Source organism: Rheinheimera nanhaiensis E407-8, from assembly GCF_000296695.1.
Lineage (GTDB): Bacteria > Pseudomonadota > Gammaproteobacteria > Enterobacterales > Alteromonadaceae > Alishewanella > Alishewanella nanhaiensis.
Genome location: NZ_BAFK01000001.1, coordinates 294,500 through 310,815, shown reverse-complemented (window position 1 = coordinate 310,815; position 16,316 = coordinate 294,500). Strand labels below are relative to the sequence as shown.

14 protein-coding genes are annotated in these 16,316 nt (G+C 52.3%); 5 read left to right on the top strand and 9 right to left on the bottom strand.

The window, feature by feature from the left end; all coding sequences use genetic code 11:
* Positions 1-41 precede the first annotated feature (41 nt).
* Positions 42-1,140, bottom strand: a protein-coding gene (gene prfB, locus RNAN_RS01485) for a peptide chain release factor 2 (RefSeq protein WP_148275624.1) whose coding sequence is annotated in 2 segments (ribosomal slippage) — positions 42-1,064 and positions 1,066-1,140 — 1,098 coding nt in all. Because the reading frame shifts where the segments join, the coding sequence is not laid out codon by codon here.
* Positions 1,141-1,315: 175 nt separating this feature from the next.
* Between prfB and RNAN_RS01480 the strand changes: the two genes are divergently transcribed.
* Positions 1,316-1,879, top strand: a complete 564-nt coding sequence (locus RNAN_RS01480; RefSeq protein WP_052027240.1) for a sensor histidine kinase — start codon at positions 1,316-1,318, stop codon at positions 1,877-1,879.
* Here the strand turns inward: RNAN_RS01480 and RNAN_RS18580 are convergent.
* From RNAN_RS18580 to xerD, 4 genes are all read right to left on the bottom strand, one after another.
* On the bottom strand, positions 1,816-3,801 hold the full coding sequence (locus tag RNAN_RS18580; RefSeq protein WP_008218017.1) for a sensor histidine kinase: 1,986 nt from the start codon (positions 3,799-3,801) through the stop codon (positions 1,816-1,818). The genes RNAN_RS01480 and RNAN_RS18580 overlap by 64 nt on opposite strands.
* Before the next feature lie 122 nt (positions 3,802-3,923).
* Positions 3,924-5,657 (bottom strand): single-stranded-DNA-specific exonuclease RecJ, encoded by a 1,734-nt coding sequence (recJ, locus tag RNAN_RS01470; protein WP_008218015.1) that lies wholly within the window; start codon positions 5,655-5,657, stop codon positions 3,924-3,926.
* A gap of 9 nt (positions 5,658-5,666) precedes the next feature.
* The gene (dsbC, locus tag RNAN_RS01465; RefSeq protein ID WP_008218013.1) at positions 5,667-6,380 is read right to left on the bottom strand and encodes a bifunctional protein-disulfide isomerase/oxidoreductase DsbC; all 714 of its coding nucleotides are present in this window, start codon (positions 6,378-6,380) and stop codon (positions 5,667-5,669) included.
* Between the two features lie 20 nt (positions 6,381-6,400).
* A complete protein-coding gene (gene xerD, locus RNAN_RS01460; protein WP_008218012.1) occupies positions 6,401-7,327 on the bottom strand; it encodes a site-specific tyrosine recombinase XerD in 927 nt (308 codons plus the stop codon).
* Positions 7,328-7,458: 131 nt separating this feature from the next.
* Here xerD and fldB point away from each other — a divergent pair, with 131 nt between their 5' ends.
* Complete coding sequence (gene fldB, locus RNAN_RS01455) at positions 7,459-7,977, top strand: flavodoxin FldB (RefSeq protein ID WP_008218010.1); 519 nt, start codon at positions 7,459-7,461, stop codon at positions 7,975-7,977.
* A 13-nt stretch (positions 7,978-7,990) separates the two neighbouring features.
* Here fldB and RNAN_RS01450 read toward each other — a convergent pair whose 3' ends face one another.
* Positions 7,991-8,746, bottom strand: a complete 756-nt coding sequence (locus RNAN_RS01450; protein ID WP_237739870.1) for a tRNA1(Val) (adenine(37)-N6)-methyltransferase — start codon at positions 8,744-8,746, stop codon at positions 7,991-7,993.
* Between the two features lie 27 nt (positions 8,747-8,773).
* Here RNAN_RS01450 and srmB point away from each other — a divergent pair, with 27 nt between their 5' ends.
* Entirely contained in the window at positions 8,774-10,012 is a 1,239-nt protein-coding gene (gene srmB / locus RNAN_RS01445; RefSeq protein WP_008218005.1) for an ATP-dependent RNA helicase SrmB, read from the top strand.
* 126 nt (positions 10,013-10,138) lie between these two features.
* Complete coding sequence (locus tag RNAN_RS01440) at positions 10,139-11,188, top strand: S66 peptidase family protein (RefSeq protein ID WP_008218004.1); 1,050 nt, start codon at positions 10,139-10,141, stop codon at positions 11,186-11,188.
* A 145-nt stretch (positions 11,189-11,333) separates the two neighbouring features.
* Here the strand turns inward: RNAN_RS01440 and RNAN_RS01435 are convergent, their stop codons facing one another.
* The 3 genes from RNAN_RS01435 to RNAN_RS01425 all read right to left on the bottom strand — a co-directional run bounded on the left by RNAN_RS01435 (position 11,334) and on the right by RNAN_RS01425 (position 15,133).
* On the bottom strand, positions 11,334-12,632 hold the full coding sequence (locus tag RNAN_RS01435) for an inosine/guanosine kinase (RefSeq protein ID WP_008218002.1): 1,299 nt from the start codon (positions 12,630-12,632) through the stop codon (positions 11,334-11,336).
* 83 nt (positions 12,633-12,715) lie between these two features.
* Positions 12,716-13,492 carry a peroxide stress protein YaaA gene (yaaA, locus tag RNAN_RS01430; protein ID WP_008218000.1) on the bottom strand — a complete coding sequence of 259 codons (777 nt, stop codon included), beginning with the start codon at positions 13,490-13,492 and terminating at the stop codon, positions 12,716-12,718.
* A 24-nt stretch (positions 13,493-13,516) separates the two neighbouring features.
* Positions 13,517-15,133: a tetratricopeptide repeat protein gene (locus RNAN_RS01425; RefSeq protein WP_008217998.1), complete on the bottom strand. Its 1,617-nt coding sequence runs from the start codon at positions 15,131-15,133 to the stop codon at positions 13,517-13,519.
* Between the two features lie 225 nt (positions 15,134-15,358).
* On the opposite strand from RNAN_RS01425, the gene tal reads away from it, so the two are divergent.
* A complete protein-coding gene (gene tal / locus RNAN_RS01420) occupies positions 15,359-16,309 on the top strand; it encodes a transaldolase (RefSeq protein ID WP_008217996.1) in 951 nt (316 codons plus the stop codon).
* Positions 16,310-16,316: the final 7 nt, after the last annotated feature.

Below are 16,316 nucleotides of genomic sequence, written 5' to 3'. Positions count from 1 at the left end.
TTAGGGTAAACCGATTCACGCTCAATTTGTTCGCATTACAATTACAAACCGGCTTTTAAGCTGGCTTCGATAAATTTGTCCAGATCGCCGTCTAATACCGACTGGGTGTTGCGGGTTTCAATACCGGTACGTAAATCTTTAATGCGCGAATCGTCCAGCACATAAGAGCGGATCTGGCTGCCCCAGCCGATATCCGACTTGGTATCTTCCAGTGCCTGCTTTTCCGCGTTTTGCTTTTGCAATTCAAACTCATACAGCTTGGCGCGCAGTTGCTTGTAAGCATTGTCGCGGTTTTTATGCTGCGAGCGGTCGTTCTGACACTGCACCACGATATTGGTCGGCAAGTGAGTAATACGTACCGCCGAGTCGGTGCGGTTAACGTGCTGACCACCGGCACCCGAGGCGCGGTAGGTGTCGATACGTAAATCGGCCGGGTTAATTTCAATTTCAATGTCATCGTCAATTTCCGGCGACACAAACACCGAGGCAAACGAGGTATGGCGGCGGTTACCGCTGTCGAACGGGCTTTTACGCACCAGGCGGTGTACGCCGGTTTCGGTGCGCAGCCAGCCGTAGGCATATTCGCCGCTAAATTTAATGGTACAGCCTTTAATACCGGCCACATCGCCGTCGGTCACTTCATAAATCTCGGGTTTGAAGCCTTTATCTTCACCCCAGCGCAGGTACATGCGCATTAACATGCTGGCCCAGTCCTGCGCTTCGGTACCGCCCGAGCCGGCCTGAATATCCAGATAGCAGTCATTCTGATCATGCTTGCCGGAGAACATACGGCGAAATTCCAGCAGGCTTAGCTGCTTATCTAAATCGGCCAGTTCAAGCTTGGCTTCTTCAAAGGTGGCTTCATCTTCGGCTTCTACTGCCAGCTCCAGCAGGCCTGCTACGTCTTCCAGGCCCTGGTCCAGTTTGTCGATGGTGCCAACCACCTGCTCCAGCGCCGAACGCTCTTTACCCAGTGCCTGGGCTTTATCCGGCGTGTTCCAGATGGCCGGGTCTTCCAGCTCGCGTGAAACTTCTTCTAGGCGCTCTTTTTTGCCATCGTAGTCAAAGATACCCCCGAAGCACGTTAGTGCGTTCAGTTAAATCTTTAATGCTGTTGTACACCGGGTTCACTTCAAACATGCTGGTAGCCGTAACCTTTGGGTTGCGATAAAAAAATAGGCGGCGATTGTAGCAAAATTATCAGAAGACGTGCAGCCATCTGGGACGGTTTTTTCCTCAGCCCTTGTTATCTAACTATTGTTCAAACCATTAACTTGCCTGTAACAGCAAACAGCCGCAGAGCTTACCAAACAAAATGAATGACATCATTAATGCACTCTTGTTATTAGCCAGCACGCGAGAACAACAACATATCAATCTTGAAACGCTGGATATGGCACAACTTGTGCGAAATGCACAAGACAGGCTGAGCGATTTTATTCACCAACACCAGGCCGTCTTACAGCTGCCGGTTAGCTGGCCAAAAGTTAGCGGCTACCCTCAATGGGTGGAAGAGGTTTGGGTAAACTATATGTCAAACGCCATCAAATACGGCGGTAGGCCACCACTGCTTCGTTTGGGTGCACAAGCCGACGAAACCGGGGATGTGGTATTTTGGCTACATGATAATGGAGCGGCGCTCTCTGCTCAGCAACAAACTGGCCTGTTTAACAGCTTTCAACGTTTTTCACCCAAAAGTGCTGACGGGCATGGCCTGGGTTTATCCATCGTTAAGCGCATTATTGAGCGATTAGGCGGCAGGGTCGGTTACCGCATTGCCGCCGACGGGGGCAGTGTCTTTTGGTTTAGCTTACCTCAGGCCTGTGACACTGCGGTGCCTGACACAGCGGTGTATGACGACAGCGGGAAATCGACATAAAAGCAGGCGCCAACACCGGGTGTTGAGCTAAAACCAATGCTACCCTGCATGGTTTCAGTGAGCTGTTTTGATAACGCCAAACCCAGACCGGTGCCGCCTTTTTGCCGGGTGTCACTGCTATCAGCCTGAGAAAAACGCTGAAAAATGGCCTGTTTGAAACTGTCGTCGATGCCTGGGCCAGTGTCAGTAACACTAATACGAACCCGCGCGGCCTGGCGTTCAATCGCCACAGTCACAACACCGGCATCGGGTGAAAATTTAATGGCATTAGACAGTAAGTTGGCCAAGACCTGAGAGAAACGCAGGCTATCAACATCAATTTTTAGCTGCGCATCTACGCCGTTACAGTTTAATGCCAGCGTAATACCCCGCTCCTGGCCATAGTGGCTGTTGTCGGCGACACTTTGCTGCACCAGCGCGAGCACGGAATGAGGTTGCAACACAAATTGCATCATGCCGGCTGACAACTTTTCGATATCCAGCAAGTCGTTAATCAACTGACTTAAGCGCTGGCAGTTATTGTTGGCCAAATCTAATAACTGCGCTATCTGTGGCGGCAGCTCACCCAAACAACCCGACACTACCAACGCCAATGCCCCGTTGATGGACGTCAGCGGTGTGCGCAGCTCATGGCTAACGGTAGAAACAAATTCACTTTTAATCCGCTCTAACTGCAGCCGTTCAGTAATATCCTGGGCCGAGCCATACATTTTGCCGGTGGCAGGATCTAACACCGACGACCACTGCAGGGTAACGTAATGGCCATTTTTATGTTTATAGCGATTACAAAAACCAGAGGTCACCTCTCCCTGTTGCTGCTGCGCAACCTCGCTCTCGGTATCGGTAAGATCGTCCGGATGAATAAAGTCAGTAAAAGGCCGGTTGAGCAGCTCGGCTTCACTGTAACCGGTAACCCGGCTAAAGGCCGAATTAACCCGCTCGAAATAACCGTTGGTATTGGCAATACACAAAATATCGCGTGATAAAGCGAAAAATTGCTGCAGCTCACACAGGCTCTGTTGCTGCAAGGTAACATCCTGCACAGAGCCAATCAGTCTGGCAGGCTGATTGGCTGTTGGAGTTGTCCAGTTGGCCACCTCATGCACCCAGCGCAGGCGGCCATCGGGTAACACTATACGGTGCACAACGTTATGTTCACCACTGAGTTTGGCATTGGCTTCACTGCGCCGCACCAGGTCCAGATCATCCGGATGAACACAGCGGTAGAATAACGCCACGCTTGGCACATCGCGTTGCGGGTCGAGGCCAAAAATATCGTATACCATTGGCGACCACCACAAGCTGCCGGTGCTGATATTGGCCTCCCAAAAGCCGATGCGCGCATTGCGGCTGGCCATGTCCTGCCGCTCCAGCACCAGCTGATATTCTTGCTGTAACTTCAGGTGCTGGCTAAAGGTATGCACCGTACTGGAGACTGAGGCCATAGCCGCGGCAAAATGTTGCTCGTCTACAGTCCATTGCCGCGCTGCGCTCACTTGCTCAATGCAAATAACGCCGGTAAGGCCCTGCTCAGATTGAATGACGACATCCAGCATCGAGCGCACACCCGAGCTACGTAAATAGTTATGTTTAAACTCAGCCGTGGCCGGGTGGGTTGCAGCATCTGTCGCTGCAATAAGAGAGTATTGGGCTAAAGCACTAAAGTACGCCGGGAATTGACTGCGCTGTAGCGAGCCACCGGCACTATGGCTTTTGCTGTTGTACTGATACAAATCAATGCACTGCAGTTCGTCAGGCTGCAGAAACAACCAAATACTCACTCTGTCAGCATACAATGCCCGACTAATCTGTTCGGTGATAAAATGCCAGGCGACTGCCGTCTCTCTGGCAAACAGCAGTGGCGAGGCCAGAATTTGTGCTTGCAACGCCAGTAATTGCGGTCCCTGCCTGCTGTTCGCCATCGTTGTCCTCTTGCTGCCGTATTAGCATGCTTTAGCCCACGCTGCCGCTACAGGTGGTATTGACAATATCCCTCTAAGGTGTAGCAGCCTTGTCTGGTTCAGGCAAGCGAGGGCGTTGTCCGTTACAGTGCCTGCATATGCCGCACAATCAGCTGCAAACTTTGCTTGTCGCGGTACTCATTAATGTCCAGCTGATAGGCCAGTTGCACTTTTTGCACATTCACATTAGGCCAGGCTTTGTTGTCGGCATTAAACCAGATGGCATCGATCAGGTTGCCATTGGGCAGCTGCAGCATCATTTTTAAATGACGGTCGGCCAGCATTTTCTGATTTATCAGGCTAAATTCACCGTCAAACACCGGCTCGGGAAAGGCCTGCCCCCAGGGGCCGGCGTTTTGCAAAAGCGTGCTAAAGCCCAAATCAAAGCACTCTGGCGGCAGCTCGCCGTCGGTGTAAATCACCGCCGTTAGCTGCTCGGGCGTTAAATGCTTTTTCGCCGTTAAATTAAGCGCCAGCTTAAAGGTGTCCAGCCGCTCGGCACTGATGGTTAAGCCGGCCGCCATCGCATGGCCGCCAAATTTTTTAATCAGGCCGGGGTATTGCGTCGAGATTTCTTCCAGCAAGTCACGGATATGCAGGCCGTTAATCGAGCGGGCCGAACCTTTTAGCTCGCCCTCATCGCCCTGGGCAAACACGATAGTCGGGCGGTGAAACTGCTCTTTAATCCGGCCGGCCAGAATACCGATCACGCCCTGATGCCAGTCGTGGCGATATAAACACAAGCATTCGGGTAACTCATTGCCGTCAAATGACAGCTGGCTTAAAAACGCCTGCGCCTCGGTTTGCATACTTTGCTCTATGGCGCGGCGTTCAACGTTTAAACTATCCAGCTCTGCCGCATATTGCCGTGCCAGGCCTAAATCCGGTGCCAGCAAACAACTGATGCCCAGCGACATATCATCTAAGCGGCCGGCGGCGTTTAGCCTGGGTGCCAGGGCAAAACCAAAATCACTGGCGGTCAGCTTTTGCGCACTGCGATTGGCCACATCAATTAAGGCCTGAATACCAGGCCGGCATTTACCGCTACGAATACGCATTAAGCCCTGATGCACCAAAATGCGGTTGTTGGCATCCAGCGGCACTACATCGGCCACGGTACCCAGCGCGACTAAATCCAGCAGCTCGGCTAAATTAGGCTCGGTTTGTGCTGCGGTAAAATAGCCTTGCTCACGCAGTGCGGCGCGCAGCGCCAGCAACAGATAAAACGCCACGCCAACACCGGCCAGCGCTTTACTGGGGAAACTACACCCCGGTTGGTTAGGGTTAACTATCGCATCGGCCGCCGGTAAATCGCTGCCGGCTAAATGGTGGTCGGTGACTAATACCTTCACCCCGGCTTTTTTCGCCAGCACTATGCCGTCAATGGCCGAGATGCCGTTATCGACGGTAATAATCAGCTCGGCGCCCTGCGCTACCGCCAGTTCAGCCATTTCGGGCGTTAAGCCATAGCCATACTCAAAGCGGTTTGGCACCAGGTATTCAACCCGTTTAAAACCCAGCGCTTTTAAGCCGGTTAGCAGCACAGCGGTGCTGGTGGCGCCGTCGGCGTCAAAGTCACCAACGATCACCAGTTGCTGCTGCTGGCGCAGCGCTTCAAGCAACAAGGCAATGGCTTTATCGATATCTTTTAGCGCCGTGAACGGCAATAAGCTGGCGGCACTGCGGTCTAGCTCAGCAGCGTGGCTAACGCCACGGCTGGCATACAGCCGCTGCAGCACCGGGTGATTGACACCGTCTAATAACGGTAAAACGCCGGGTAAGGCCCGGCGCTGTATAAAACGGTTAACAACAGACATAAGGGCTGCTTATTCCGCCTGTAATTGTGCCAATAAGGCTTTAGCTGGCTGGTAGCCCGGAATTAACCGGCCGCTGGGCAGAATAATAGCCGGTGTGCCATTAATACCAAAGGACTGGCCCAGCTCATACTGCGCTTTTACCGGGTTGCTACACATAGCAGGTTTTACCTCGTCACCGGCTTTGGCGGCATCCATCGCACCACGGCTGTTTTTACTGCACCAGATATGCTGCATTTGCAAATAGGTTTCAGAGCCAATACCACCGCGCGGAAACGCCAGATAACGCACGGTGATGCCGGCGTTATTGTAATCTTTCATTTCGTTATGCAGCTTGCGGCAATAACCACAGCTGGGGTCAGTAAACACATTAATCACGTACTGCTCGTTCTTCGCTTTGTACTCAATCACACCGGCCTTGTTGGCTTCGATGGTTTTTTGAATGTAAGGCCGCATTTGCTCGTCGTTAACCAGCACTTTGTTGGTTAAGTCGTAAATATTCCCTTCAATAAAATAGCGGCCATCGCTGGAGCTGAAAAACAAACCGCGGTTGGTAAATACCTGCAATAAGCCATTAAGTGGTGCTTCTGATACCGCATTGACGGTTAAATTTAACTGGCTAAATTGCTGGCGCACCTGCTCATAATCGGCCTCTGGCGCTTTTAACTGGGCACTGGCACTGGCGATAAAACCCAGACTGCATAACGCTAACACGTACTTTTTCATAACATCTCCTGTAACAGCACCTAAGGGCGCGGATGATGTTGCCGGTGCAGGCTTTGCAGCCTGGCTTTGGCAACATGCGTATAAATTTGTGTTGTCGATAAATCGCTGTGGCCCAACAACATTTGCACCACACGTAAATCGGCTCCGTGGTTTAGCAAGTGCGTGGCAAAAGCATGTCGCAGCGTGTGCGGCGACAACGGCGCCTGTATGTGCGCTACTTTGGCATAAAACTTAATGCGGTGCCAGAAGGTTTGCCGCGTCATTTGTTGCAACCGGCTACTGGGAAACACCACATCTTGCTGCTGCACACCAAGCAGTAGCGCGCGCGCTTCACGCAGGTAACGCAACAACCAATGGGCCGCCTCCTCGCCCATGGGTACCAGCCGCTCTTTTTGCCCCTTACCCACTACCCTTACCAGACCGTGCTGCAGGTTAATTTGTTGCATATTAAGGCTAACTAATTCCGTTACCCTAAGGCCACTGGCGTACAACAGCTCCAGCATGGCTTTGTCGCGAAACTGAATGGGGTCGCTGATATTAGGCGCATTAAGCAATGCTTCAACATCCTGCTCAGACAAGGTCTTGGGCAGGCTTTGGCCTAACTTGGGGTTTTGCACACTGGCCAGTGGGTTTTGCGCAATAGTGCCCTGCTGGTGCAGATAGCTGTAAAAACGGCGCAGGCTACTGAGCGCCCGCGAGGTGCTGCGCGGGCTAAAGCCGCTGTCGGTGCGTTTGGCCAGGTAATGGTTAATCAGCTCGCTGTCGCAACTGACCAAACTGTGCTGCTGTTTAGCCAAAAACAGCGCAAACTTGGTTAAATCGGTGCCGTAGGCACTTAGCGTGTGCTCACTAACGCCTTTATCCAGCCATAACTGATCTAAAAACGCGCTGATAAGCGCCTGCTCGCTATCGGCTAAGGTGTTGTGCTGCTGTGCTGCTACGGCCATAACCTGCTCCGGATAAAACTGCTGCTATGGTAACGCAGCGGCAACCTTTGGCAAAGCCAGCATTTTGCCGCTGCGGCAGATCTGCTACACTGTGCGCCTTTTAGTTGTCCAGACACTGTTGTGAGCACGGCATGAAAATCGGTTTATTTTATGGCTCTACCACCTGCTATACCGAAATCGTGGCAGAGAAAATTCAGGCGCTGATTGGCGCAGATACCGTAGAGCTTAACAACATTAAGCAGGTGCCGCTGAGCAACATGGCCGACTATGACGTGCTTATTTTGGGCTTATCGACCTGGGATTTTGGTGAAATACAAGAAGACTGGGAAGCACGCTGGGACGACATTGCCGGTGTGAATTTACACGGCAAAATTATCGCTATTTACGGCATGGGTGACCAGATTGGTTATGCCGAGTGGTTTATCGATGCGGTGGGTATGCTGCACGACGCCATAGCACCACAACAGCCCATACGGATTGGCTTTTGGCCGACAGAGGGTTATGACTTTATTGCCTCTAAAGCCTTAACCGAAGATGGCGAACAATTTGTTGGCCTGGCACTGGATGATGAAAACCAGTACGAGCAAACCGACGAGCGGTTAAATGCCTGGGTAAGCCAAATTCTTACCGAAATAGCTGAGCGGCTGTAACAGTACAGGGCGGTTAAAACTTCAGATAAAAATCTTTAAGCAGTGTGCGGTACTCGTCACTGTAATTGCCGTCTTCCTGATGAATAATCAGCTGAGACAACAGCGCCTGACAAGGCGTGCGGCGTAAAGTTAACAGCAAACGCTGTACCGGTTTGTCAGCTTTGCTTTTTACCTCACAGCGCTGTGCCAGATACCAGCCCGCGTGTAACGCCTGCTGCAGCAGCATTTCGCCTTCGCTAAGTGGTAACACCAGGCCGAATACCCCCTTCTCATCTAACAATTCAGCCGCTTTTTGCAGCAGTTTGGGCAGCGGCAAACTGCTGGTATGGCGCGCCTGGCTGCGCCGGGCATCCTTTGATAGCAGCGATTGCTGAAAAAACGGCGGGTTAGATACAATTAAGCGGTAACGTTTGCCCGGCTGATAGGTTAGAATATCGCCCTTTATCAGCTGCACCGCTTGCGGCCAGGGGCTAGCGGCTACATTGGCCGCGGCCTGGCAGGCCGCGGCGGGATCCAGCTCTATCGCATCAATCGGGCTTAGTCCCTGGCTGCGCTGTGCCAGCATCAGGCTGACTAAGCCTGAACCGGCACCAATATCCAGCATAGTGCTGCCAGGTGCAGGCAGCGGTGCAAAGGCGCCCAGCAGTAAACCATCAGTGCCCACTTTCATCGCGCACTGATCATGGGCAACATAGAATTTTTTACATTGAAAACCGGCTGACATCATCACCTCCGCCGCCAGTTTACGGCGAAGCGGGTCAGGTGTCACCGTACAGGCAATCAGGCTGAGGACACCATGACAACATTCGCAGACTTTCAACTGGACGATGACATTAACCGCGCCATCAGTTTACGCGGTTATGACAAACCCACTTTGATCCAGGAAATGGCGATCCCACTGGCGCTGGACGGTAAAGATATTCTGGCCAGTGCGCCCACCGGCACCGGTAAAACACTGGCTTTTGTGCTACCGGCAATTCAGTACTTGCTCGATTTTGGCCGCAAAGACCCGGGCTTTGCCCGCGTGCTGGTCATGACACCTACCCGCGAGCTGGCCTATCAGGTGTATGACGAATTTAAACACTTTACCCAGTTTACCAGCCTGAATGTCGGCGTGATTACCGGCGGCATTAACTATGGCAGCCATAAAGACACGCTGGAGAAAAACAACGATATTTTAGTTGCCACGCCAGGCCGCTTAACCGAATACCTGGACGAAGAAAGCTTTCAGGCCGATGAGGTAGAAGTGCTTATTCTGGATGAAGCTGACCGTATGCTGGACATGGGCTTTATTGGCGAGATGAACCGCATAGTGCTGGAAGCGCGCCGCCGCCGCCAAACCTTCCTGTTCTCCGCAACCTTAGAGGGCAATAACCTTGAACGGTTTGCCGGCCATGCGTTAAAAGAGCCTGAGCGGTTAGAAGCCATACCTTCACGCAAAGAAAAAGCCAAAATTCTGCAGTGGGTACACCTGGCCGATGATGCCCAGCATAAACTGGCGCTGCTTATTCATCTGTTAAAGCAAGACGATGTCAGCAAAGCCATCGTCTTTGTTAAAACCCGTGAACGGCTGGCCAGTTTAACCGGCCAGCTGGAAACAGCCGGCCTGCGCTGTGGCTGGTTACAGGGCGAAATGCCGCAGGACAAACGCATGCAGGCGGTAGAGCGCTTTAGCAGCGGCCGGGTGAATATTTTACTGGCCACCGATGTGGCGGCACGCGGGTTAGATATTGATGATATTAGCCATGTGATTAACTTTGATATGCCGCGCAGTGCCGATGTGTATGTACACCGTATTGGCCGCACCGGCCGCGCCGGTAAAAAAGGCACAGCAATATCGCTGGTAGAAGCGCACGACATGGCGATACTGGCCAAGGTAGAGCGCTACACCGAGCAAAAGCTGAAACGGCGCGTGGTAGATAGCCTGCGGCCAAAAAATAAAGAAGCCAAAGTGCCGGTGAAAAAGAAAAAGCCGGGTAAAGTGGCGGCAAAAAAAGCCGGTAGTAAAAAGCCAGCCAAGAAAGCCGCGGGTTAATCAAAGCTTTACCATCGCCGTCTATCGATAGTTGGCGGCATTTTCACTTAGGGCGCTTGGAATTTTTTAGTAACAATGCTATTGGTAGTGTGAATAATTTATTTATTGCAATAACCGGAGCGCCCGATGGATAAACGCCAATTTATTAAAACCTGTGCCCTTACTGCCGCCATGCTGCCACTGGCAGGCTGCAGTTCAGTGCTGGCCGCTGCGCCGGCAAGCGGGGCGCGCTTGCTGCCGCAGGCACTAAATAAAGGTGATACGGTAGCCCTGGTTAGCCCTTCTAAAGCCACCGACGAAGCACTGGATCTGCAAATTGCTCAGGAAGTGATGCAGGCGCTGGGCTTTAAGGTAAAAACCGGTCAACATCTGGCGGCGCGCCGCGGCCATTTAGCCGGCACAGACGCCGAGCGCGCCAGCGACATTAACGCCATGTTTGCCGACAAGGACGTAAAAGCCATTATTTGTTTGCGCGGCGGCTCGGGCGCCGCACGGTTGCTACCACTGTTAGACTACGATTTGATCAGGAAAAACCCGAAAGTGTTGCTGGGTTACTCCGACATTACTGCCTTACATAATGCCATTCATGCCCAAACCGGTTTAGTCACCTTTCATGGCCCCAATGGCACCGGCAGCTGGAACAGCTTTAACGCCGACCAGTTTCAGCGGCTGTTTTTTGACCGTGAGCTGATGCACTACCAAAATGTGCTGGACGCCAAAGACGAACTGGTGCCGCGGCAAAACCGCACCATTACCATTAACAGCGGCAAGGTGCAGGGCGAGCTGATTGGCGGCAATTTAACGGTATTAACAGCGCTGGCGGGTTCACCTTATTTGCCCGACTTTAGCGGTAAAATATTGTTTTTAGAAGACGTTGAAGAAGCGCCGTACCGGGTTGACCGTATGCTCAGCACCTTAAAGCTGATGGGCGCGCTGGATAAAATCGCCGGTTTTATCTTTGGTGAATGCACCGCTTGTCGCCCCGGTGGCGGTTATGGCTGGCTGACGATGGATCAGATTTTTGACGACCATATTAAACCGCTGAATATTCCGGCTTATCGCGGCGCCATGATTGGCCATATTAAACAGCAGTTTATTGTGCCGGTAGGTGGCAAGGTAGAACTGGATGCCGATGCCGGCAGCTTCCGCTTATTAGATAGCGTGTTTCAGGGTTAACAAACAGCTCTGCCACAGCTGCGCAGGTGGGCGTCCCGATGCGCAGCCACAGAGTGTCTGAGCAAGCCAGGGATGGCTTGCGAGTTGCTGTGGCGAGCACAACGGGATTGCTCACTGAAGCAGCGACACAGCTTCAGCACAGATACTAGCGCTCCCAGTATGCCTCTTCCAGGCTATCTTCGCGCTCGGGTAAGCCTTTGGACAACCTTGGCGCATTTTGCACCAGAATTTCATAGCTTACCCGGTTTGCGTACTTACAAATTTGCGCAAAGGACGAATACGCCAGGTAGGGCTGTTCATGCTTACCGGATAACGGCTGCACCTGTTTATGGTAATGATTTGCCGCCATATCATGCAAAATGGCCGACAAAGCACCGTCGCCGGCACCATTGGTGTTCATAATGCGCTCGGGGCCGCCTAAATAAGGGTCGATATGCGAGTACACTTTTAGCGGTTTATCGCAATGAGCCCGCAGCATGGGCCGGCTAAACTCGTACTGGTTAAAATCAGCCAGGCTGGCCGATTTAATCGGGTTGCTGCTTTCCCGCTTCACGCTGTCATCGGTATGGCCACACAAATACAAACCATCCGGCCCGGCCGTGATCAGCACCATATCGGTGTGCTCCAGTATCGCCTCGGCGGCTTTTAACGGATCGGCAAAACCGGTCAGCGCCTGCGCTTCCAGCTCGTTCATCGCCAGTACGTTAACGTAATCATGGATGGTGCGCAGAATTTGCTCGCGGTTTTCCTCTACCAGATGGCGGGTGCCCAGGCTCATTACCACCGGCACCTGGTGCACTTTGGCATCGCTAAGCGCTTTTAGCATGGCCTGCTGAATAGGCTGGCCAACGGCCCTAAGCGGGTAAGCGCTAACAACAAAAGCCGCTGCACCGGCAATGATGTCGGTGGGAATGTACTCCGGGCTTAGCTGGTCCATATCACTGGGGTCAATTACAAAGGTGCGCTCGCCATCAGGGGTAATCATGGTAATACCCCGGCCAATGTCGCCGGCAACGCCCTGCAGGTGGTTCATATCCACTTTAGAGCTGGTATGACACACATAGTGATAGGCTGGTGAGCCCAGCGCAATATTGGCCGACATTACGCCCAACAGCACCGATTTGTCGTCGGCCAGCACCGAATAATTGTGAATAGTATTGCCGATGGTACCGCCGGCAAAATGGTCTGATATGGCGTTATGCGCCACCAGCTCCTGATAAATCTGGTTGGCCTTACCGTGCTCGACCAGATTCGACAAGCCTTTGCCAATGCCATATTTTTGCAGAAATTCGTCACTGACACTGGCGACCACATCGACAATAGTCTGATCCAGGCCAACGATATAGGTATCCAGCTTGGGCCGCACCTCGAAGCTGGGCAGCTGAGGCTTGGGCTGGGAGACCGGAAAGTAGTGTTTAATTTTGCGCAGGCCGGGAAATTTCATCTGTGATACCGCTGTTATGCCGCTGTTAGGCTAAGAGAAGCAAAGCGCGTATTGTAACAAAAAACCCGACGCTGCCGCAGCGCTTATTCAGCGCTGTGGCGTAAAAATACCAGCTCGTTAGCCGATGATTGCTCGCTGCTGTACTGATAACCCGCCAGATCAAACTGTTGTAACTGCTCGCTGCGGCTCAGCCGCTGCTGAATAATATAGCGCGCCATCAGGCCGCGGGCTTTTTTGGCAAAAAAGCTGATAATTTTGTACTGGCCGTGTTTAAAGTCTTTAAACACCGGCGTAATAACCCGGCCTGTTAACTGCTTTGGCTGCACCGCTTTAAAGTATTCCTGTGAGGCCAGGTTGACCACTACGTCGGTATTCAGTGCGGCCAGTTGCTGGTTCAGCACTGGCGTAATGATATCCTGCCAGAAGGCGTATAAATCTTTGCCTTTACCGTTGGCCAGCTTAGTGCCCATTTCCAGCCGGTACGGCTGCATTAAATCCAGCGGGCGCAACACACCATACAAACCGCTTAAAATACGCAGATGCTGCTGGGCAAAGGTAATATCGTCATCGGTTAAACTTGCGGCATCCAGCCCCTGATACACATCGCCGTTAAAAGCAAACAGCGCGGCTTTGGCATTTTGCTCGCTAAAAGACGGCTGCCACTGGGCAAAACGGGCCGCATTTAACCCGGCCAGTTTATCGCTGATATGCATCAGGCTGCTTAAATCGGCTGGCGTCAGGTTTTTGCAAATTGCTGCCAGCTGCTTGCTGTGCTCCAGCAACGCCGGCTGAGTAACGGCTAAATTTTTTGCCAGTGGCTGATAGTCGAGATCTTTCGCCGGTGAGACAAGCAACAACATAGTCTTTCCTGTAACAACTTAGGGTTAATCAAGGTACAGCTGTGGTAACTGCGGTAATAACTGCGCCAGCCGCTGCTGGTTGGCGGCCGTTTTTGTACTGAACTCCAGTGCCGTAAGCGCAGCCTGCGCCAGCGGCAACCACGCCTTGTCGGCCGGCAGCTGGCTCAGTGCCTGTAGCATATTCAGTACCAGTGAAGCATTGCACGGCATAACCAAAAAGGCTTGTCTGAGCTCCAGCAGCGCGGCCTTGGCCTGGCCGTTTTGTGCCAGCGCCATACCTTGCTGGTTCCAGCGGGCAATTTGCTCACGCAGCGCCAGCTCCTGCTGCAGCGCATGCTGCGTAGTTAAACGCACACAACAGCCGTGCAGATCAGCCATCGTGCCCTGGTACTGCTTAAGCCGGCTTAAACAGCTGTCGGCTTGTTTCACCTCACCCAGTGCAAAAGCCAGGCGGGCGTAATCTAACAACAGCGCCGGTTTAGCAGCGTCAGCTGGCATCAACAGCTGGCTAAACTGCTGTTTAGCATCAGCAATATGGCCTTTTAACAGCTGAATTCTGGCTTTGAGCAGGCTGTGCTCAGTGTCACTGTCGTCAGATTGTAATTTCTGCGGCATTGAGGCTAACGCATCGGCAGCCTTTTTTAGCAGCGGCGCCATGGTCGCCATACTGGCTTGCTGAGCTTGTTGCAGCAATACACGGCACAACTCGAAATAATAATCGGCCTGATCAAAGCCGGAGAAACGGTACTGCTGGATCAGCTTCTGTAAATATTTTACTGCGCCATCGGTTTGCTGTTGTAACAGCAGCAAGGCCACTTTAGCCCGGTGCGCCGCGAAGTGGTTAGTCTGCAAACGTAACAGTTCTGTCAGTTGCTGATTAGCCAGCTCATATTGCTGCTGGCGCAGATACAAACAGGCCAGCCATTCCAGCGCTTCTGGCCGGGTATCGTCCTGCTCGGCCAATGGCAGTAACTGCGCCCCAGCGCCAGCGAAATCTTCGAGCTGCAATAACGCCACAGCGCGCCCCAGTAGCGCCCAACTGAATTCACGCTGCTGGATAACCTGCTGGTATAGCTTTAACGCCGCGTCATAACTGCCCTGCTGCAGCAACACTTCGGCCATGATCCTAAGCGCCGGTAACGAGGCTGAGTTCACCGCATTAATCAGCTGATCCAGCTCCAGCTGCGCATTGGTATAATCTTTGTCACGTAGCGCCTGATAGGCCTTACGCAGTTTACTGCGGGTGCTCCAGGCTTTAGCCAGCCGCTTTTCCAGCTCAACGTAAGAAAACGGCTTTAAAATAAAGGCATCCGGCGCGCCTTGTAAAACGCCCAGCACCGGCAGGCGGCGTGGCTCGGCACTCATTAAGATAAAGCAGCAGCCAAGCCGCAGTAGGGCTTGTTGCGATAACTCAGTGAAGAACTGCAGCGCATCTTTACCCGGGCCTAAATCAAAATCTGCCAGAATAACGTCAAAATTATCCTGTTTTGCCAGTGGCATGGCCTGCACCGCATCAGTAACAGTGGTAATATCTTCGAAACCAATTTGCTGTAGCATGCCCTTAATAGAGGCTCGCACCGGCTCGCAGTCTTCGATTAACAGCAGTTTTTTACTTTTATAGAAGCTGGCTGGGTAGATCATCGTGATCCTGTGCTAGGTTACGCCTAAATTTAAGTTATTCTGAAATATAAACCGGGCTGCCCTGTCCGGTAAATTTGGCAATATAGTAACTTACTTTGTGCCTTGCAATGCAATTTAAGCCTGCTTAATGTGGCGAAAGCTGATTTTGTTGTAATATTCCTACATTAATTGCTTATTTAACCCTGCATCACTAGAATGTGAGCAAAAATATGGTAATAAAACAATATGAGCGACTTACTTAGCCAATTAAAAGCCGTCACCACTGTGGTAGTAGACAGCGGTGATTTAACCGCCATCGAGCAGTTTCGCCCGGTAGATGCGACCACCAACCCCAGCTTGCTGCTAAATGCCAGCCAGTTGGATTTTGCCAAGCCGATGTTACAGGGTGCAGTCAGTTATGCTAAACAGCATGCCGCTGACAGTGCCACCCAGCTGGCATTAGCCTCAGATAAATTTGCCGTCGATGTCGGTACCGCCATCAGCAAGCTGGTACCTGGCCGCGTGTCGACCGAAGTCGATGCCCGCTTATCTTTTGACACTGATGCCACCGTTGCCAAAGCCAGGCAGTTAGTGGCGTTATATCAGGAAAACGGTGTAGCGACCGATCGCATTCTGATCAAAATAGCCTCCACCTGGGAAGGTATTCAAGCGGCCAGGCTGCTCGAGCAGCAAGGCATTCAGTGTAATCTGACGTTGCTGTTTCATATGGCGCAGGCCCGCGCCTGTGCTGAGGCTGGCGTGTATTTAATTTCGCCCTTTGTTGGCCGCATTCTCGACTGGTATAAAGCCAGCACCGGCCAGGATTACAGCAGCGAAACCGATCCTGGTGTGTTATCGGTGCGCGAGATTTACCGTTTTTACAAACAGCATGGCTTTAATACCGTGGTAATGGGCGCCAGCTTTCGCAATACCGGTGAAGTGCTGGCATTGGCCGGTTGTGACCGTTTAACCATCAGCCCGGCACTGCTGTCTGAGCTGAGCCAAATGCAGGGCGAGCTCACTGTGCACCTGCGTGACGATGGCATTAAAACGCCGGCACCTGCACAGCTTAGCGAAGCAGCCTTTCGCTGGGCACTGAATGAAGATGCCATGGCAACAGAAAAGCTTGCTGAAGGGATCCGTAAGTTTGCCATTGACCAGCGTAAGCTGGAGCAACTGATCAAGCAGGCGTTATAAACCTTAA